Origin of the sequence: Isoptericola variabilis 225, assembly GCF_000215105.1 — a bacterium.
Classification (GTDB): Bacteria; Actinomycetota; Actinomycetes; order Actinomycetales; family Cellulomonadaceae; genus Isoptericola; species Isoptericola variabilis_A.
Genome location: NC_015588.1, coordinates 1,834,176 through 1,852,973 on the forward strand (window position 1 = coordinate 1,834,176; position 18,798 = coordinate 1,852,973).

13 protein-coding genes and 1 pseudogene are annotated in these 18,798 nt (G+C 72.9%); 10 read left to right on the forward strand and 4 right to left on the reverse strand.

The annotated features are described in order from the left end of the window. Positions 1 to 135 precede the first annotated feature (135 nt). Both ISOVA_RS08565 and ISOVA_RS08570 read left to right on the forward strand, forming a co-directional pair. Entirely contained in the window at positions 136 to 2,340 is a 2,205-nt protein-coding gene (locus ISOVA_RS08565; protein WP_221927805.1) for an MMPL family transporter, read from the forward strand. Continuing rightward, complete coding sequence (locus ISOVA_RS08570; protein WP_013838847.1) at positions 2,333 to 3,292, forward strand: SDR family NAD(P)-dependent oxidoreductase; 960 nt, start codon at positions 2,333 to 2,335, stop codon at positions 3,290 to 3,292. Before ISOVA_RS08565 ends, ISOVA_RS08570 begins: the two co-directional genes overlap by 8 nt. Positions 3,293 to 3,329: 37 nt before the next feature. On the opposite strand, the gene ISOVA_RS08575 is transcribed toward ISOVA_RS08570, so the two are convergent. Next, positions 3,330 to 3,980 (reverse strand): TetR/AcrR family transcriptional regulator, encoded by a 651-nt coding sequence (locus tag ISOVA_RS08575; protein WP_013838848.1) that lies wholly within the window; start codon positions 3,978 to 3,980, stop codon positions 3,330 to 3,332. 327 nt (positions 3,981 to 4,307) lie between these two features. Between ISOVA_RS08575 and ISOVA_RS08580 the strand changes: the two genes are divergently transcribed. The 3 genes from ISOVA_RS08580 to ISOVA_RS08590 all read left to right on the forward strand — a co-directional run bounded on the left by ISOVA_RS08580 (position 4,308) and on the right by ISOVA_RS08590 (position 7,167). Further along, positions 4,308 to 4,949 carry a hypothetical protein gene (locus ISOVA_RS08580; protein WP_013838849.1) on the forward strand — a complete coding sequence of 214 codons (642 nt, stop codon included), beginning with the start codon at positions 4,308 to 4,310 and terminating at the stop codon, positions 4,947 to 4,949. A 65-nt stretch (positions 4,950 to 5,014) separates the two neighbouring features. Further along, the gene (locus ISOVA_RS08585) at positions 5,015 to 6,508 is read left to right on the forward strand and encodes a sensor histidine kinase (RefSeq protein ID WP_013838850.1); all 1,494 of its coding nucleotides are present in this window, start codon (positions 5,015 to 5,017) and stop codon (positions 6,506 to 6,508) included. A gap of 11 nt (positions 6,509 to 6,519) precedes the next feature. Further along, positions 6,520 to 7,167, forward strand: coding sequence for a response regulator (locus ISOVA_RS08590; RefSeq protein WP_221927806.1), 648 nt, complete (start codon positions 6,520 to 6,522; stop codon positions 7,165 to 7,167). A gap of 82 nt (positions 7,168 to 7,249) precedes the next feature. On the opposite strand, the gene ISOVA_RS08595 is transcribed toward ISOVA_RS08590, so the two are convergent. Continuing rightward, the gene (locus ISOVA_RS08595; RefSeq protein ID WP_013838852.1) at positions 7,250 to 8,677 is read right to left on the reverse strand and encodes a TrkH family potassium uptake protein; all 1,428 of its coding nucleotides are present in this window, start codon (positions 8,675 to 8,677) and stop codon (positions 7,250 to 7,252) included. A gap of 167 nt (positions 8,678 to 8,844) precedes the next feature. Here ISOVA_RS08595 and ISOVA_RS08600 point away from each other — a divergent pair, with 167 nt between their 5' ends. From ISOVA_RS08600 to ISOVA_RS08610, 3 genes and pseudogenes are all read left to right on the forward strand, one after another. Then, entirely contained in the window at positions 8,845 to 10,326 is a 1,482-nt protein-coding gene (locus tag ISOVA_RS08600; protein WP_013838853.1) for a sensor histidine kinase, read from the forward strand. Continuing rightward, the gene (locus tag ISOVA_RS08605; RefSeq protein ID WP_013838854.1) at positions 10,323 to 11,036 is read left to right on the forward strand and encodes a winged helix-turn-helix domain-containing protein; all 714 of its coding nucleotides are present in this window, start codon (positions 10,323 to 10,325) and stop codon (positions 11,034 to 11,036) included. Before ISOVA_RS08600 ends, ISOVA_RS08605 begins: the two co-directional genes overlap by 4 nt. Positions 11,037 to 11,230: 194 nt before the next feature. Next, positions 11,231 to 12,497: pseudogene (locus tag ISOVA_RS08610) on the forward strand (IS256 family transposase). Between the two features lie 56 nt (positions 12,498 to 12,553). Here ISOVA_RS08610 and ISOVA_RS08615 read toward each other — a convergent pair. Further along, positions 12,554 to 13,237, reverse strand: a complete 684-nt coding sequence (locus tag ISOVA_RS08615) for a TetR/AcrR family transcriptional regulator (RefSeq protein WP_013838855.1) — start codon at positions 13,235 to 13,237, stop codon at positions 12,554 to 12,556. Positions 13,238 to 13,381: 144 nt separating this feature from the next. Here ISOVA_RS08615 and ISOVA_RS08620 point away from each other — a divergent pair, with 144 nt between their 5' ends. Both ISOVA_RS08620 and ISOVA_RS08625 read left to right on the forward strand, forming a co-directional pair. After that, positions 13,382 to 14,677 (forward strand): MFS transporter, encoded by a 1,296-nt coding sequence (locus ISOVA_RS08620; protein WP_013838856.1) that lies wholly within the window; start codon positions 13,382 to 13,384, stop codon positions 14,675 to 14,677. Position 14,678: 1 nt separating this feature from the next. Beyond that, positions 14,679 to 17,015: a glycoside hydrolase family 3 C-terminal domain-containing protein gene (locus ISOVA_RS08625; RefSeq protein WP_013838857.1), complete on the forward strand. Its 2,337-nt coding sequence runs from the start codon at positions 14,679 to 14,681 to the stop codon at positions 17,013 to 17,015. Between the two features lie 109 nt (positions 17,016 to 17,124). Here ISOVA_RS08625 and ISOVA_RS08630 read toward each other — a convergent pair whose 3' ends face one another. Further along, entirely contained in the window at positions 17,125 to 18,720 is a 1,596-nt protein-coding gene (locus ISOVA_RS08630) for a DUF1593 domain-containing protein (RefSeq protein ID WP_013838858.1), read from the reverse strand. Positions 18,721 to 18,798: the final 78 nt, after the last annotated feature.

The following is an 18,798-nucleotide window of genomic DNA, read 5'->3' on the forward strand; positions in this document are numbered from 1 at the left end:
CGAGGCCTGGACAAACACGAGCGATTGCTCGTACAGTCCCAGCGTGGAAAGAACACGACTTGTCGCTCGTGTTCAGTCGGCGGCTCGTGGAAGGGGCGGCCTGTGATCGGGCGTCTTGTCACTCGTGTTCCCGTGGTGGTCCTCGTCGTGGCGGGCGTCGTCACGGTGGTCCTGGGTGCGCTGGCGGCAGGAGCCGTCGACGCCCTGTCGCTCAACCGTTACGAGGCCCCCGGCTCGCAGTCGATCGCGGCACGTGCCGAGCTCGCGGAGCGCTTCGGCACCGGGAGTCCCAACGTCGCGCTGCTGGTCACGGCCACGGACGGCACCGTCGACGACGCGGACGTCGACGCCGCGGGTGCCGCGCTGACCGAGGAGCTCTCCCGGCACCCCGGCGTCGGCGACGTGTGGTCGTACTGGAGCGCCGGGGCGCCCGCGACGTTGGCCAGCGAGGACCGCCGGCACGGCATGGTGCTCGCCTGGGTGCCCGGCGACGCCGACCACGTCCGGTCCGACGTGCTCCCGGACCTGGAGCAGGACGTCGTGGCGCCCGCCGACGGCGGCCCGGTCGACGTCCGGCTGGGTGGCGGCGACGAGGTCTTCCGCGTCGTGGCCGAGCAGGCACGGACCGACTTCCTGCGCGCCGAGCTCGTCATCGTTCCCCTCGTCGGCGTCCTGCTGTGGGTGGTCTACCGCCGGCTCGCACCCGCGCTCCTCACCCTGGCGGTCGCCGTGTTCTCGGTGATCGGCACGCTGGGCATCCTGCGCGTCGTCGCCTCGTTCACGGAGATCTCGACGTTCGCGGCCAACATCGCCCTGGTGATGGGCATCGGTCTCGGCGTCGACTACTGCCTCTTCGTGACGTACCGGTACCGGGAGGAGCTCGCCGCAGGCATGGCGGTCGGCGCGGCCGTCCGCCGGGCGGTGAGCCAGGCCGGCCGCACCGTCGCCTTCAGCGGCGCGACGGTCGCCGCGTCCCTCGCCGTGCTGTTCGTCTTCCCGTTCCCGTTCCTCTCCTCGTTCGCCTACGCCGGCATCGCGGTGGTGCTCACCGCCGTCGCGGGCGCGGTCGTCGTCCTGCCTGCGGGACTGCGGCTGCTGGGGCACCGTGCCGCCCGGCGGCACGCCGCTCCGCCCGTCGACGGCGGGTTCTGGTTCCGCGTCGCCACCGGCGTCATGCGCCGCCCCGTCGCGTCGGGTGGTGCCGCACTGCTCCTCCTGGTGCTTCTCGGAGCGCCCGCCCTGGGCGTGACGTTCGGAGCGCCCGACGACCGCGTGCTCCCGGCGAGCCAGCCCGTGCGAGCGATGTACGACACCGTCCGGGAGGAGTTCACCACCGAGGACGCCGACGTCGTCCACGTCGTGGCCCCTGCGCTGGAGCCCAGCGACCCGGCCGTCGCCGAGCACGCCGCGCGCCTGTCCGCGGTCGAGGGTGTCGAACGGGTCGACTCGGCCGCCGGCGCCTTCGTCGACGGCGCGCGGGTCGCCGAAGCCGGGCCGGGCGGCCCGGACCGGTACGCCGCCGACGACGGCGGCACGGGGACCTGGTTCGCCGTCCTGCCGACCGGGCAGCGGCTCGCGGCGGACCCCACCGGCCTCGTCGAGGACGTCAGGGCGCTGCCCTCCCCCGCCGGCGACGTGCTCGTGGGCGGCTACCCCGCGGAGCTGGCCGACTACCGTGACGGGGTCGTCGAACGCCTGCCGCTGGTCGGAGCCCTCATCGTCCTCGTCACCTTCCTGGTCCTGTTCCTCATGACCGGCTCGGTGGTGGCCCCGCTGAAGGCGTCCGCGCTGAACCTGCTCTCGTTGACGGTGATGTTCGGCGTCCTGGTGTGGGGCTTCCAGGACGGCGGGCTCGCGGGCGTCCTCGGGTTCACGGCGACAGGGACGATCGAGCCGAGCATCCCGCTGCTGATGTTCTGCATCGCCTACGGGCTGTCGATGGACTACGAGGTCTTCCTCCTCGCCCGGATCAAGGCCGACTACGACCGCACGGGCGACGTCGTCGGCTCGGTGCCGCGCGGCATCGCACGCTCGGCGCCGCTGGTCACCGCGGCCGCGCTGATCCTCGCGACGTCCTTCGCGGTGTACGCCACGAGCGACGTGACGTTCCTCCAGCAGCTCGGGATCGGGATGGCGCTCGCGGTCCTCGTCGACGCCACCGTCATCCGCGGCGTCCTCCTGCCCGCGACCATGCGCCTCGCGGGCCCGCTCAACTGGTGGGCGCCCGGCCCGCTGCGGCGGCTGCACGCACGCATCGGCCTCCGTGAAGGAGACGACAGGCCCGCCCGCGCCACCGTCGCGGGAACTTCTCACCGAGACGAGGTCATCACCCATGCCTGACTCGACCGTGGTCATCACCGGAGCGACGTCCGGGCTCGGCCTGCACACCGCACGACGCCTCGCCCAGCGCGGCTGGCACGTCGTCATGGGGCACCGCGACGCCGCCCGCGGGGCGGCAGCCGCCGAGGACGTCCGACGCCGGGTCCCCGGCGCCCGGGTCGAGGCGATGCACATCGACCTGGCCGCGCTGCGGTCGGTCAGCCGCGCGGTCGAGCTGCTCCGCGACGGCGGCGCCCCGCGGCCCCCGTTGCGCGCGATCGTGGCCAACGGCGCGGTCCAGGTCGTCGACGGCGTCCGGACCTCCGCGGACGGTTACGAGCTGACGTTCGCGACGAACCACCTCGGCCACCACCACCTCGTCACCTCGCTGCTCGACCACCTCGGCCCGGCTGCGCGCGTCGTGGTGGTCAGCAGCGGCACCCACTGGGGACCTGAGCGGGCGCTGGGCTTCCCCGGGCCGCGCTGGCGCGATCCCGTCGAGCTCGCCGACCCGCGGCGGGCCGACGCGTCCGCCACCGCCGGCCGCGTGCGGTACGCCACGTCCAAGCTCGCGAACCTTCTCTTCGTCCGTGAGCTCGCACGGCGATCCGCCGGCCGGCGGATCGCCGCGAACGCCTTCGACCCCGGGCTCATGCCGGGCACGGCCCTCGCGCGCGACTACGCGCCCGCGGCCCGTGCCGCCTACCGGCTCCTCGCCCCGGCCGTGGCCGCGCTCGTCCCCGGCGCCGGGACGGCACGGCGGTCGTCGGCGACGCTGGCCGACATGGTGGACTCCCGCCGCTTCGAGGGCGTCACCGGGGCGTACGTCGCCGGACGCACGCTCGCGGAGTCGTCACCGCTGTCGCACAGCGCGGACGAGGCACGGCTGCTGTGGGAGGCCTCGCGTGCGCTCGTCGAGCGTGCTCTCGCCGGCGCCGGCCCGGCCCTGGACGGCGCACCGACCGGGGCCTGATCTCCCCGCGAACGCCACGCGGAGACGGCCGGGACCGTCAGCGCGCGCCCGCGCGGTCGCCCGGTGCGCCGAGCGCCCCGGCCAGGTAGGAGACCAGCACGAGGCGCAGCTGGGCGTCGTACCAGGCGCGGTCCTCGTGCTCGGTGCCGGCGGCCAGCGGCATGAGCGCCTTCACGACCTGGACGGTGACGAGGGCGACCCGGCGCACGTCCTGCTCCGGCGTCCCGGGCGACCGGACTACGAGCAGGGCGGTGATCCGGTCGAGCATGCCCTGGTGCAACGGCGCGGTGGCCTGCTCCAACGTCTGGGGCATGCCCGTGCGGGCGAACAGCGCCTTGAACGCCCGATGGCTGCGGTTGAACTCGACGAGCGGGGTGAGGACCGTGTCGACGAGCGCGTCCAGGGGAAGGGCGGCGAGGTCGTCGCCCTCGAGCGCCGCGGTGTGCGCGGACGACAGCTCGCTGACGTATCGCTCGGTCAGGGCGCGCACGATGGCGTCCTTGTTCGCGAAGAACTGGTAGAGGGAGCCCGGCGAGATCCCGGCCCTCGCCGCGATCGCGTTCGTCGTCACCGACTCGTACCCGTTCTCGGCGAACAGCTCCGCGGCCGCGTCGATGATCTGGGCGATGCGCCGCTCGCCGCGCGCCTGGCGCTTGGGCGCCCGTCGGTCCGCCCCGTCGTCGGCCATCTCTGCATCCACCTCTTCCTCGTCGACAACACGAGTGATTACTCGTATTCTGATTTTCCCGAGCACTCGCTCGCATCCAGCACCGTACCCGACCCGCAGCGCCTGGCCCTGTACAAGAGCACCTGTCCGTCCTCGGCCTGCACCAGGTCGCGACGCGCGCGTGACCAGCACCGGCCGCTGATCATCGGCCCGTGGTGGCGGCCTCGGGTCGACGTCCCGGCGGCCGGAGGTGATTCCCGGGAAGGCCCGGGAACGAGTGCTCCTGTGCACGGGAAGCCGGGAGCTGCAGCGTGGAGCGTGCCCGCATCCCGATCGAGGAGGTACGTGATGTCCAGCCCCTCAACGCCCGCACCCACGTCGACGGCCACGCCTCCCGCGCCCGCCCGTCACGCCGCCACCAGCGCCCGCCGAGCCCTCGTCGCGCTCGCCGGGGCCGGCGGTCTGCTCGCCGTGAACGGCCTCACCCTCGGGCCTCGGATGATGTTCGACCCGCGGCCGTACTCCGAGATCGCCGGGACCGGCGCTCATCTCGTGCACTACGTCGTCTGGACGGTCGCCCTGGTCGCCCTCAGCCAGATCTATCCTCGGCTCGCGGACGTGCGCGGCACCGCCGGACGGACGCTGCCCGCGCCCGTCCTCGTGCTGGCGGGGGCCGCGGCGGCCCTCGATGCGTGCGCCCGCTTCGTGCTGGCCTTCGTCAACCCGTTCCTGGTGACGCACGCCCCCGAGCTGCTCGACACTCCGCCGGACGCCGTCCTGCTCGTGCCCACGCTCGGGGCCGGTGTCCTCGCCATGGTGGCGACCGTGGCCTTCGGCGTGGCGGCGTGGCGACGTCGCGTCTTCCCGCGCGCCGCCGTCGTGCTGCTGGTGGTCGGTGCGGTCGCGATCCCCGCGGTCGGGCCGCTCTCCAACGTGCTCGTCGGCTCGGGGCTCGTGTGGGCGGCGCTCGCCGCGCTGCGCAGGCGGTGAGCGGAACAGGTGAAATCCGTCGGCCACCCCGCCCGGGCGCCCGAGCCGACACTACCGTTACGCCCATGGCGGTGGTGACCACCAGGATCGTCCCGTCGGCGGCGGTCGCCGCGGCGGCGGCGACCGCCTCCGGCGCGGTCGTGGTGCTCTCTGCCGCGGCCCGCATCCCGGAGCTCGGCCACGCGGCCGGCGCCGCGTCGGTGGCCACGGCACCGTTCGTGCTCGGCATGGTCGTGCTGGCGGCCACCGGTGCTCTGCTGGCGACCCTCAAGCCCGGTGGCCCGATGGCGTGGCTCCTGATCGGCACCGGGTTGGCCGGCGTCGGCGGACGACTGGTCCTCGTCCTGGCGGTGCTCGCCCACCAGGAGGGGCACGGCACGGCAACGCCGCTGGGATGGCTCACGAACTGGGCCTGGCTGCCGATGCAGGTCCTGGCGGTCGTGCTCCTGCTCCGCTTCCCGGACGGCACACTGCCGTCCGGGCGCTGGCGCGGCGTCGAGGCGGCCGCCTTCGTCTGGGGTGCGGCCGGCGTCGTGACCACGGCGCTCGTGCCCGGACCCCTCGCGGCCACCCAGCTCGCACCGCGCACGAACCCTGTCGGGCTGGTCGCGCTCGCCGGACCGCTCGACGTCGCTCTCGGCGTGGTCTTCACGATCCAACCGCTGCTGCTGCTCGGCGGGACGGCAGCCCTCGTGCTCCGGTGGCGGCAGGCGCCGAGCGGCGAGCGTGCGCGGCTGCGCCACGTCGTGCTGGCGCTCGCGCTGCTCGCGGTCGCCACGCCGCTCGCGCCGCTGTCGGGCGTCGGCGCGGTGCTGGAAGGGCTGGCCTGGCTCGTGCTCCCGGCGACAGTGGCGCACGCCGTCGTCCGGCGCGGACTGTGGGACCTGGACCTACCGCGGCGGTTCGACCGCCTGCGCAGGGTGCGCGAGGAGGAGCGCGCCAGGTTGCAGCGGGACCTGCACGACTCGCTCGGCCCCTTGCTCGGTTCGATCTCGATGCGCGTCGAGGCCGCACGCCAGCTGCTGGGAACCCAGACGCCGCCCGGTGAGATCGACCGGGTCCTCGCCTCGGTCGGTGAATCGGCGGAAGCCGCCGTCGTCGAGGTTCGGCGGCTCGTCGACGAGCTGGGGCCCTCCGCGCTCGCGGAGACCGACCTGCGCACCGCGCTCGTCGAGCTCGTCGAACGGTCCTCCGGTCCCGGGCTCGAGGTGACGCTCGACGCGCCCGCCCCGCTTCCGCCGTTGGACGCGGCGGTCGAGATCGCCCTTTACCGGATCGTGGGCGAGGCCGTGCGCAACGTCGCGCGGCACGCGCGGGCGTCCCGGTGCACGGTGAGCCTGCGCCCGCTCGGCACGGGCGTCTCGCTCGAGGTCGTCGACGACGGCGTCGGACTGCGCGGGCAGCCGCCCGGCGTCGGCCGGCGGGCGATGGCCGAGCGCGTCGAGGCGCTCGGCGGCCGGTTGGAGCTGAGCGAGCCGGCGACCGGTGGCGTGCGCGTGCGGGCCGAGATCCCCGCGCGGCACGGTTCGCCGGCGGGTGTCAGGGCGGTGACGTCGTGACCGTCCGCGTCGTGATCGCCGACGACCACCCGGTGTTCCTCGACGGCTTGCGCCTGCTGCTCGACACCGCCCCCGGCATCGAGGTCGTGGGGACCGCCGCGGACGGCGCCCAGCTGCTCGAGGTGGCCGGCCGTACCGCCGTCGACGTGGTGGTCGCCGATCTCGACATGCCCGGCCTCGACGGGGCCGCGGCCGCCCGTGCCCTGCTGGCGAACCGCAGCGACGTCGCCGTCCTCGTCCTCACGATGCACGACGACGACACGTCGGTCCGGCGCGCCCTGGCCGCCGGGGCGCGCGGTTACGTGCTCAAGGGCGCGGCGCCCGGGTCGATCGTCCGCGCCGTGCACGCCGTCGCCGAAGGAGACACAGTCCTGAACGGGGACGTGGGTGCACGCGTGCTGCGGGCCGCGGCCGACGCGCGCGGAGGAGCTGGCACGACGGCGCCACCGCCGGGCCTTGCCTCACTGACGGTGCGCGAGGCCGAGGTGCTCGAGCTCGTCGCTCAGGGGCTGGGGAACCATGCCATCGCGGGCCGTCTGCACCTGTCGGTCAAGACGGTGCAGAACCGGGTCAGCGACCTGCTGGCCAAGACCGGCGCCGCCAGCCGAGCCGAGCTGGTCGCCCGCGCACGCGACGCCGGCATGGGCGGTCGCGCGTAGCCCGACGCCGTCCGCAGCTCCACCCTCCCGACGGCGAGCCGCCGTCTCGTCCCTGAGAGAGCCGGACCTGTCGACGGAGCGGTTAGCCGATGATCATCGCCGACTCGGGCCTGCGGTAGAGCCGTCGTCGCTCGCGCAGGGCCAGGGACGTCCCGAGCGTGATCGGGCCGAGCCGGCCGACGAACATCAGCACCACGAGGATGAGCTGGTCCCACGCCGGCAGCGACGCCGTGATCCCGGTCGACAGCCCGGTGGTGGAGAACGCCGAGACGACCTCGAAGAGGATCGCGTCGAGGGCGAACGTCGTCGTGGTCACCGTCATGACGAAGGTCGGCACGACCACGGCGGCCACGCCGAGGAGCGCGACGGTGAGCGCCTGTCGCTGGGTCGTCACGGCGAGCCGCCGGTCGAACACCTCGACGTCGGGGTCGCCGCGCAGCTCGGACCAGATGACGAACGCGAGCGCGGCGAACGTGCCGACCTTGATGCCTCCCCCGGTGCCGGCGGATCCGGCACCGATGAACATGAGGATGTCCGTGAAGAACCACGTGCCGTTGTTGAGCTCGCTCGTCGGCACCGAGTTGAACCCGGCGGTGCGCGGCATGACGGCCTGGGTGAACGCGGCCAGGAGCTTGCCGGGCACGTCGAGGGGTCCGAACGTCCGTGGGTTGCCCCACTCGGCGAGCAGGAAGACGAGCGTGCCGACGGTCAGCAGCACCGCCGTCGTGCCCACCGTGATCCGGGAGTGGATGCTCCACCACCGGGGCCGCAGGAGGTGACCGTCGCCCGACCGGTGCAGCCGCCACAGCTCCAGCAGGACCGGGAAGCCCAGCCCTCCGACGATCACGGCGGCGCAGATCGGAAGGCAGACCCACGGGTCGGCCACGAACCGGACGAGCGAGTCCGAGTACAGCGAGAACCCGGCGTTGTTGAACGCCGAGACCGCGTGGAACGCCCCGGACCACGCCGCGTGAGCCGGGCTCTCGTCGTAGGACACCATGAGGCGGGCGGCGACCACCGACGCGACGAGCGCCTCGGCGACGACCGTGAGGCGCAGCGCCCCGAGCAGGACGCGCCGCACGTCGCCCAGACCCACGGTGTGCGTGGACTCGGCCGCGACGAGGCGCGTGCTCAGGCCGAGCCGGCGCGTCAGGAGCACGCCCAGCAGCGACGCGACGGTCATGACCCCGAACCCGCCCACCTGGATCAGGGCGAGGATGACGACCTGCCCGAACGGCGTCCAGAACGTCTCGGTGTCCACGACCACGAGGCCCGTGACGCAGACCGCGGACGTCGTGGTGAAGAGGGCCTCCACGAACGTCGCCCGCCGGCCCGTCGACGCGACGGGCAGGGAGAGAAGGAGGGTGCCGACGGCGATCGCGCCGACGAAGCCCAGGGTGACCAGCTGGGCGGGCCGACGTCGAAGGCTGGCCGGGGAGGGGCCCGACGCCCGGGGGGTCGGGCGCCCGTCGTGGCGGACGACGTCGGGCTGCGGGCGAGGGAAACGCACGATGTACCAGTCTTGTCCTCGCGCGGCACCGGCGGGCCGGGCAGGCCGTCAAGGTCCTGTCAGAGGTCCGGGCGTGGCCGTCAAGGTTCCGTCAAAGGGCGCCGTCGCGCCCCGCGCACGCCCGGCGGGCGCTCCTGCCACGACGCTCGGTGCACCACACTGATCCCATGAGCGCACGACGGCGCACCCGGCCCACGCTCCTGGCCCCCGCACGCCTGGCCCTCGGATGGGTGCTGGCGCTGCTGCTGCCGGTCGCGCTCACGGCCGGGTTCTCGGTCGTCGACAGCGACCGCGTCGCCCTGGCCCAGGAGGTCATGCTCTTCCTCGCGGGAGTGGTCGCCGTGGCGCTGGTCGGCGGTCTGTGGCCCGCGGTCGCGACCGCCGTCGTGTCCAACCTGTGCCTCAACTGGTTCTTCACCCAGCCGGTGGGTCGCCTGCACGTGTCGGAGCCCGAGAACGCGCTCGCCCTCGCCGTGTTCGTCGTCGTCGCGGTCGCCGTCGCGTCCGTCGTCGACCTCGCCGCGCGCCGCACCGCCCAGGCCGCCCGCGCCCGCGCCGAGGCCTCGGCCCTCGCCGCGCTCGCGCGGTCGGTGCTCTCGGGCGAGGACACCGCGCAGGCCGTCGTGGAGCGGGTCGCGGAGACCTTCCCCGTCGCGCACGCGCGCCTCGAGGAACGCGACGACGAAGGCGCGCCCTGGCACGCCGTCGCGGCCGCCGACGGTCCCCAGGAACCGCCCGCCGGCGGGGGCGCGCGCCGGGCCGGAGTCGACGCCGAGACCGAGGTGCGCATCGACCCGCTGCGCCGCCTGCTGCTGCGCGGTCGGCCGCTGTCGGCCGCCGACCGGCAGGCCGTCGAGGCGTTCGGCGCACAGGCCGGGATCGTGCTCGAGCACCGCCGCCTGCGCGAGCGCGCCGAGCAGGCGCACGCGCTCGAGCTCGCCGAGGCGACCCGGACCGCGCTCCTCGCCGCCGTGTCCCACGACCTGCGCACCCCGCTGGCCGCGACCCGGGCGGCCGTGGACGGTCTCGCCGCGCACGACGTCGACCTGCACCCCGACGACCGCGAGGCCCTCGTCGGCACCATCGCCGAGTCCACCACCCGCCTCGAACGTCTCATCGGCAACCTGCTCGACATCTCCCGCCTGCAGACGGGAGCCGTGCACCCCGTGCTGCGCCCGACCAGCCTCGAGGAGGTCGTGCCCCTCGCCGTCGAGCCCTGGCTCGACGCGATCGCGCTCGACGTGCCCGAGGACCTCCCGCTCGTGCACACCGACGCCGGCCTGCTCGAACGTGTCGTCGCCAACCTGGTGTCCAACGCGGTGCGCCACGCCCCCGACGGAGCGCCGGCTCTCGTCACCGCGTCCGCGAGCGCCGACCGCGTCGAGCTCCGCGTCGTCGACACCGGTCCTGGCGTGCCGCGTGCGCGCCGGCAGACGATGTTCGAGCCCTTCCAGCGCCTCGACGACACCGGGGCCGACGGGCTCGGACTCGGCCTCGCCGTCGCGGCGGGCCTGTCCCGCGCCATCGGTGCGGAGCTGGTCGCGCGTGACACGCCGGGCGGCGGCCTGACGATGGCGCTGAGCGTCCCCCGGGCCGCCGCCACCGAGGCGCCGCGCGCCGCGGACGGCCGTGATGGGATCGACCTGTGAGCGAGCGGCAGGACGGACGGGCACCGGCGTCGGGCAACCACGTGCTCGTGGTCGACGACGACGCGGGCCTGACCCGCGCGCTCGCCATCAACCTGCGCGCCCACGGCTGGCAGGTGACGACGGCGGCGACCGGGGCGGACGCCCTGAGCGCGGCCGCGACCGCCCACCCCGACGTCGTCCTGCTCGACCTCGGTCTTCCCGACCTGGCCGGGCTCGACGTCATCACCGGCGTGAGGGGCTGGAGCCGCGTGCCGATCGTCGTGCTGTCGGCGCGCCAGCTCGGCGACGACAAGGTCGCCGCGCTCGACGCCGGGGCCGACGACTACGTGACGAAGCCGTTCGCGATGAACGAGCTCCTGGCGCGGCTGCGCGCCGCGGTGCGCCGGGCGCAACCCGCCGAGGACGCCGAGCCGGTGGTCGAGGCCGGCGACCTGCGCATCGACCTGGCGCGGCGCGTCGTCTCCCGCGCGGGGCAGGACGTCCGGCTCACGCCCACCGAGTGGGCGCTGCTCGAGGTCCTCGTGCGCCACCGCGGCCGCCTCGTGGGCCGCCAGCAGCTCCTGCACGAGGTGTGGGGACCTGCCTACTCGAGCGAGACCAACTACCTGCGCGTGTACACCGCCCAGCTGCGACGCAAGCTCGAGGCGGACCCCGCCCACCCGCGCCACATCCTCACGCACCCCGGAGCCGGGTACCGCTTCGAGGCGTGACTTCGCTGGCTGGAGCGCCGAGGAGTCGTGTCGCGTTCCGGGTCCCCCGAGCACGGCCCTCGTCCCTCCCGCAACGGCAAGACCCCCGACCTGCCAGGCAGGTCGGGGGTCTATGACGTGGGGTCTGTCTGATTAACGGTGGGTGGGTCTCGGCCTGACACGCTGGACGTGGTGTCTGGCGGGAAGCAGGCAGAGTGACCGAGATCGTCGAGCCCGTGACGCTCGACGATGACGAGAAGCAGGCGCTGGCACAGCAGTTGGTCGCTCAGGCGAAGGCGGCGGGGATCGACCTGGTCGGGCCGGACGGTCTGCTGACCGGGCTGACGAAGCAGGTGTTGGAGACGGCGCTGGAGGAGGAACTGACCGAGCACCTGGGTTACCCGCCGGGCGAGCGGGAGGCCATGACGGGGACGAACGAGCGCGACGGAACCCGGCCCAAGACGGTGCTGACCGAGATCGGCCCGGTGCAGATCGACGTGCCTCGCGACCGGGACGGCAGCTTCGAGCCGGCGATCGTGCGCAAACGTCAGCGGCGTCTGACCGGTGTCGACGAGCTGGTGCTGTCGCTGACCGCGCGGGGGCTGACGACCGGGGAGATCAGCGCGCACTTCGCCGAGGTCTACGGCGCGAGCGTCTCCAAGGACACGGTCAGCCGGATCACGGACAAGGGTCGTGGCCGAGATGGCCGAGTGGCAGACCCGGCCGCTGGACGAGGTCTACCCCGTGATCTTCATCGACGCTCTGGTCGTCAAGGTCCGCGACGGGCAGGTCACGAACAAGCCGTTCTACGTCGTCATCGGGGTCACCACCCGCGGGGAGCGCGACATCCTGGGGATCTGGGCCGGCGACGGCGGCGAGGGCGCGAAGTTCTGGCTGAACGTGCTGACCGAGATCAAGAACCGGGGCGTGGCCGACGTGTGCATCGCGGTCTGCGACGGGCTCAGGGGCCTTCCGGAGGCGATCACCACCACGTGGGAGCTGGCGCAGGTCCAGACGTGCGTGATCCATCTGATCCGTAACACCTTCCGGTACGCGGCCCGCCAGGACTGGGACGCGATGGCCCGCGACCTGAAGCCGATCTACACGGCCGTGAACGCCGAGCAGGCCGAGATGCGGATGGACGAGTTCGCCGCGAAATGGGCGGGCAAGTACCCGGCCGCGGTCAGGCTGTGGCGCAACGCGTGGGGGGAGTTCATCGGCTTCCTGGACTACGACGTTGAGATCCGCAAGATCATCTGCACCACGAACGCGATCGAGTCCCTCAACGCCCGCTACCGGCGAGCGGTGCGCGCCCGAGGCCACTTCCCGAACGACGCCGCGGCACTGAAGTGCCTCTACCTCGTCACCCGCTCCCTGGACCCCACCGGCCGCGGTCGGGCACGATAGGTCATCAGGTGGAAGGCCGCGCTGAACGCGTTCGCGATCACCTTCGAGGGGCGCATCAACCCCTCGAGCAACTGAAGGATGCCGAGCCCCGCCCACCGTTGATCGGACAGACCCGATCTGTGGCCGCGGCGCTACGCCGTCGCTGGCGTCGTGCCCCAGCGGGACCGGATGAGGTCGACGACGAGCCGCATGTGCGCGGCCATGTCGACCGGCACCCCGGCGTGGAGCGGCGCCGCCCCGGGCTCGCCGCCCTCGGCCTCCTCGTCGGCCCGCGCGCACAGCCACTGCAGCTGGATGCCGTCGGACAGCGCGACGATCGTGCGCGCGAGCTCGCGCGACGGCGCGTCGGAGTGGACGACGCCGAGCCCCTTGCCGCGCTCGAATACCGCGGCCGTCTCCTGCACGGCCCGAACGAAGTGCTGGTGGAGCCACTGGTGCGCCGGGTGATCGGCGTCGACGCCGTCCACGGCCATCGCGCTGTACAGGCGGACCATGGCGGGCTGGCCGCTGTTGTGCTCGACGAGCTCGACCCATCGCTCGAGGAACGCCCAGGTGTCGCCGTCGAAAGCCTCCATGCCGACGAAGTCCCGCTGGTCTCGGCGGTCGAGGACCTCGGAGTAGATCGCCTCCTTGGACCCGAAGTGGTGCAGCACCCCGGCCTTCGAGATCTCGGCGGCCTCGGCGATGTCGCGGAGCGACGTCGCCGCGTAGCCTCGCTCGGCGAACAGCGCGAAGGCCTCCTGGAGGATCCGCTCGCGCTTGTCCTCGCTGCCGGCGCGAGGACGTCCGGGCCGTCGGGCCGCCACCTGTGTCACGACAGCAGCCTATCCAGAGAGTTCATCGCCGTCGCGTTCATTTAACTGTCCAGTCGGTAAATCCCCATGCTACGGTGACGCCCGACACAGAGAAGCGGCCCGCGCAGCAGCGGGCCGGCACCCCTTACTGACGCAGAAGTCACAATGGCCCAGACCGTCCCGCCGACCCCAGCCGCGGTGGCCGCGCTGCCGTACCCGGAGGACGTCCTCCCGACGGAGAAGGCCCCGCGCCGCGTCGTCGTGATGATGGCGGTCGCGCAGCTGGCCCTCTTCATCGCCCTCATGGGCCCCGCGACTGTGAGCCTCGCGGTCAAGATCCAGTCGATCGTGCCTCAGGGCGAGGACGTCGCCGCACTGGGCATGGTCACCTCCGTGGCCGCCGTCATGGCGCTCGTCGCCAACCCGGTCGCCGGTCGCATCTCCGACCGGACCACGTCGCGGTGGGGCCGCCGCCGTCCCTGGATGGTCGCCGGGTCGCTCGTCTTCGTCGCAGGTATGGCGACCATTGCGGCCGCGCCCAACGTGGCGCTCGTGCTCGTCGGCTGGCTGCTCGGCCAGCTCGGCGGCAACTTCGTCCTCGCGCCGATGCTCGCGACGATCGCCGACCAGGTCCCGCGCGACCAGCGCGGCGGCGTCGCCGCCAACGTCGGCATCATGCAGAGCGTCGGCGTCCTGGGTGCCACCTACGTCGCGAGCTGGTTCACCGGGAACATGTTCCTGCTGTTCGTGCCGTCCGCCGTCGTGGCGGCGATCTGCGTGCTCGTCTACTGCTGGGTGCTCCCAGACCAGCAGGTGCAGGTCCGCCGCGAGCCGAACGGGCTTCTCGCGTTCGTCCGCACGTTCTGGGTCAACCCGCTCCAGCACCCCGACTTCGCGTTCGCCTGGTGGTCGCGGTTCTGCGTGATGCTCGCGACGTTCCTGTTCATCGTGTTCCGGCTGTTCTTCCTGCGGGACCAGGTCGGGCTCGACGTCGGCGAGGCGACGAGCGTCATCGCGACGGGGGTGCTCATCTACACCGTCGCAACCGTCGTCGCAGCCAAGGTCGGCGGCTGGCTCTCGGACCGTACGGGGCGCCGCAAGGTGTTCGTCATCGTCTCGACGGCTGTCTTCGCCGTCGGCACGTACCTGCTGACGCACGTGTCGACCGTCGGCCAGTTCTACGCGCTGGAGGCGCTGCTCGGAGCAGCTCTCGGCGTGTACGTCGCCGTCGACATGGCGCTGGTCGTCGACGTCCTGCCCAACGCCGACGACTCCGCCAAGGACCTCGGCGTCATGAACATCGCCAATGCGGCCCCGCAGTCCGTCGCCGGCGCGCTCGGCGCGATCCTCCTCGGCCTCGGCGCGGGGAACAACGACAACTACCCGATGCTGTTCCTGGGGGCCGGCGTGATCGCACTCGTCGGCGCCCTGGTCGTCCTCCCGATCAAGAAGGTGCGCTGACATGACCACGGACACCACGCCCGCACCCGGCACGACGCCGGCACTCACCGTCGAGGACGTCCCTCGCCTCGTCGCCGAGCTGACGCTCGAGGAGAAGGCGTCGCTGTGCTCGGGCCAGGACTTCTGGCACACCCAGGCCGTCGAGCGGCTCGGCATCCCGGCCGTCATGGTCACCGACGGCCCGCACGGCCTGCGCAAGCAGGCGGGCGCCACCGACCACGTCGGGCTCAACGAGTCCGTCCCCGCCACGTGCTTCCCGCCCGCCGCCGGCCTCGGCTCGACCTGGGACCCGGAACTGATTTGGCGCGTCGGCGAGGCGCTCGGCACCGAGACGCGCGCGAACGAGGTCGCCGTGCTGCTCGGCCCGGGCGTCAACATGAAGCGCAGCCCGCTGTGCGGCCGCAACTTCGAGTACCTCGCGGAGGACCCGTTCCTCGCGGGCGAGCTCGCGGCACCGCTGGTCGAGGGAATCCAGTCGAAGGGCGTCGGCACCTCGCTCAAGCACTTCGCGGCCAACAACCAGGAGACCGACCGCATGCGCGTCGACGCGCAGGTCGACGAGCGCACCCTGCGCGAGATCTACCTGCCCGCGTTCGAGAAGGTCGTCACGCGCGCCCAGCCGTGGACCGTCATGTGCGCGTACAACAAGGTCAACGGCACCTACGCGTCGCAGCACCCGTGGCTCCTCACCGAGGTGCTGCGCGACGAGTGGGGCTTCGAAGGCCTCGTCGTCTCCGACTGGGGCGCCGTCGACGACCGCGTCGCCGGCGTGAAGGCGGGCCTCGACCTCGAGATGCCGTCCTCGGGCGGCCTCAACGACGCGCGCATCGTCGAGGCGGTCCGCTCGGGCCACCTCTCCGAGGCCGACCTCGACCGCGCCGTCACGCGCGTGCTCACCGTGGTCGCGCGGTCGCAGGCCGCGCTCGCCGCGCCCGGCGAGTTCGACGCCGAGGCCCACCACGCGCTCGCGCAGGAGGCCGCCACCCGCGCCGCCGTCCTGCTCAAGAACGAAGGCGGCGTCCTGCCGCTGTCCGGCGACGCGCTCGGCGACGTCGTCGTCGTGGGCGAGATGGCGCGCACGCCGCGCTACCAGGGCGCCGGCTCCTCCCAGGTCAACCCGACCCGGCTCGTGAGCGCGCTCGACGCCCTCGCCGAGCGCGGGCTCGACGTGCCGTTCATGCCGGGCTACCGCCTGCCGGAGGCGGAGGGCAAGCAGGGCCAGGACCACCCGGACGACGAGCTGCGCGCCGAGGCGGTCGAGGCGGCGGCCGGCAAGACGGCCGTCGTGTTCCTCGGCCTGCCCGCGATCGACGAGTCCGAGGGCTACGACCGCGAGCACATGGACCTGCCGGCGAGCCACACCGCGTTGCTGCGCGAAGTCTCCGCGGCGGCCGAGCGCGTCATCGTCGTGCTGTCCAACGGCTCCGCCATCACGGTCGCCGGGTGGCAGGACCAGGCTGACGCGATCCTCGAGACCTGGCTCGGCGGCCAGGCCGGGGGCAGCGCGACCGTCGCGCTGCTGCTGGGCGACGCCGCGCCGTCCGGCCGCCTGGCCGAGTCGATCCCGGTGCGGCTCGAGGACGTCCCGGCCCAGCTCAACTTCCCGGGCGAGAACGGCGTCGTGCGCTACGGCGAGGGCATCTTCATCGGCTACCGCGGCCTCGACGCCACGCGCGCCGAGGTGTCGTACCCGTTCGGCCACGGTCTGACGTACACGACCTTCGGATTCTCCGACCTCGCCGTCGACGTCGCCGAGGTCACCGAGCAGACCGCCGCGGACGACGTCGTCGTGCGCGTCGCGCTCACGGTGACGAACACGGGCGAGCGCGAGGGAGTCGCCGTGCCGCAGCTGTACGTGGGCCGACCGGCGTCCACGGTGGCCCGTGCGCCGCGCGAACTGCGGGGCTTCGCCCGCGTGTCGCTGGCCCCCGGCGCGTCGGAGCGGGTCGAACTCGCCCTCACCCGGCGCGACCTGTCGCACTGGGACACCCTCACGCACGCGTGGGTGGTCGAGCCGGGCGCGCTCGAGGTCGCGGTCGGCGCGTCGTCGCGCGACCTGCCGCTGAAGGCGACGGTCGAGCTCGCGGCACCGGCCCTGCCGCGCCCCCTGCACCGCTACTCGACCATCGGCGAGTGGCGCGACCAGCCCGAGGCGTGGGCCGCGCTGCGCGAGAAGCTCGGTGGGTTCGCCGAGCTGTTCGAGGCGGACAGCCCCGACCCGGCGATGGCGGCGTTCCTCGTGGAGATGCCGGTCATCAAGGTGCCGATGATGGGCATGGCGAGCTCGCTGTCGATCGACGACTTCGAGACGCTGCTGGCGCGCTTCGGCCGTCCGTGACCTGATCGCGCCGATGCGCCCGGGGAGCATCCGCTCCCTCGGGCGCATCGGCGTCGTGGCCGTCGCCCGGCGCGGCGAGGCTCAGACCCGGCCCGCCGGCCGCCCTGGGTCAGTTGACGGTGATCACCACCCGCTGATATTCCGTGACGTTGTACGCGTCCGTCGCCTGCAGGATGACGTGGATCGTCTGCCCCGGCTCGGCGTCCGCCGGCACGCGGACGGTGAACGCGCCACTACCGCGACGTTCGATCGCGACGGCGCTCGGGTAGGTGCCCGCCTCGCGGTACTGCCACGAGGTGAGCTCGACGTCGTCGCCGTCGGGGTCCGAGACGGCGACCGCAAGGGGCACCGTCGAGCCGGCGTCGGCGTCGATGTCGACGCCCTGACGGACGTCGAGGAGGGGCGCGTGGTTCGCGTCCTCGAAGTTCTCGGTGACGGTCCACTGCAGGCGGGCCGCGAAGTCCTCCTGGATGGCGGAGAAGAAGCGCGTCGTCGAGTAGTCGCGCGGCATCGAACCGTCGGGTGCCGCGTCCAGCGCTCCTCGGTTGCTCCAGCGCTTGGGATCGGTCGGGTTCTGGATCTGTCGTCCACCCCAACCGCCCCAGCTCGGGTGCTCCCAGTTACGCAGCCCGTTGTCGATGAGGAGCGCGAAGTTCGACGAGTCGCCCTCGGAGATCCACGAGCCCTTCGGCTGCGGCGGGGTCCAGACGAGATAGCCCATGGCCCGCAGCTCTGCGGCGGTGTAGCCGGAGAGGCCGAAGTAGTCCTCGTTGTCGAACCCGGCCGCCATCTGCTTGCCGTCGCCCCAGACGCGGTAGGAAGCGCCGAACGGGCCCACGGAGGACACGTTGCGCTCCATCCACTCGGCCGACAGATAGAACTGGTCCTGCGGGAGGACGACGCCGCGTGCGCCGTAGCCCCACGTTCCGGTCGCGACCTCGCGGTGCTCGATGTCGGGCCAGGTGGGCTTGATGTACGTGGCGAACGTCGTGTCCTGCTGCCCCCAGCTGGTGAACACCGTCTTGGTGACGACCTTGTCGTACACGGTCTCCCACTCGGGGGTGTCCTTGTACTCCTCCTCGATCGACTTCAGGGCACGGGCGATCGTGTTCGGTCCGCCCCACGCCTGCAGGAAGACCTGTCCCGGTTCGTCGTCGAGCAGCACGTCCTTGATGAGATCGGAGCCCGGCGTGGGCTCGCTCATGTCGCCGACGTTGGCGATGTTGCCGGTCCGGATCAGCGACCGCAGATGCTCCGGCTCTGGGTACCCGTCCGCGTGCTGGACGAGGTTGGGGTACGCCTCGGCGTACGCATCGACGGCCTCGTCGATGTGGAGGCGTGCGCCGGGCTCAGGCCACCGCTTGGGCTGGATACCGCGCTCCGGATCCCCGCTGTAGTGGTGCTGGCTGGCGGAGTACACGAGTCCGACGATGTTGATCTCGTTGCTGTACAGCAGCATGCGCAGCATCGAATTCAGGTCGTCGAGCTCCGGGTCGGTGGTGACGATCGTGCGTGGCGCGGACGCGGAAGTCGGCGTGGCGGCGTCGGTACGAACTTCGGCGGATGCGATCTCGGCGCCTGCCGCGGGGACACCACCCGCCCCGGCGACGGCGAGGCCGGCGATCACGGCCGCTGCGGCGAACTTTCGCCGGGGCGGCGATGCGGACTGTGCGCGTCGGGCGAGAAACCTGGCGTGGAACTTCATCGTGCACCTCCAGTTGTCGGGTCTCGTCGCTGAGACCACTCGTGGTGAGCGTTGTGACCGCACGTGGTCGTGCGGGAC